1 protein-coding gene is annotated in these 465 nt (G+C 63.0%); it reads right to left on the reverse strand.

Features of this window, described 5'->3' with window-relative positions; genetic code table 11:
* Window positions 1-130: 130 nt before the first annotated feature.
* Entirely contained in the window at window positions 131-421 is a 291-nt protein-coding gene (locus tag RNC47_RS36610; RefSeq protein WP_090427693.1) for a cupin domain-containing protein, read from the reverse strand.
* Window positions 422-465: the final 44 nt, after the last annotated feature.

Raw genomic sequence — 465 nt, forward strand, 5'->3', positions numbered from 1 at the left:
TTTCCGTTGTGCGCCATGGCAACGAGATTATGGGCGCGGCAGCCTCCCGTCGTCCCCCAATTCGGGGGAAAACCGCCCGTCAGGGCCCTGAAGCGCACTCCGGGAGGTGATGCGCGCGTCACACCGGATGCTAGGAGAGTCGCTCCACTTCGACGAAGACGATCGGTTGGAGGTCACCGCGATTCTCGACGGTGTGCTCGGAACCCGCCGGGCGTGAATAGCTCTGGCCGGCGACGAGTTCTGCGACGATCTCGGTACCGTCGGCGGTGACGACATGCATGGTGTCGGTGACCAGTGGGACAACCACGTACTCGTGATCGTGCCGGTGCATCGGAATCGCACCACCCGGGTCGATCGTCCACTGAGTCACACGGAACCAGTCATTTTCGAGCTGGATCTCGCCGTGGGATCCGGTCGTCATGTTCGCTGCGCCATCAGAAGTCCGGCGTGCTCACGTCTTCGAGC

Source organism: Streptomyces millisiae, from assembly GCF_031845425.1.
GTDB classification, from domain to species: Bacteria; Actinomycetota; Actinomycetes; order Streptomycetales; family Streptomycetaceae; genus Streptomyces; species Streptomyces millisiae.

What these genes read in the sequence shown, in the direction of transcription:
- RNC47_RS36610 (WP_090427693.1), bottom strand. Translation starts at nt 421, where the DNA reads ATGACGACCGGATCCCACGGCGAGATCCAGCTCGAAAATGACTGGTTC.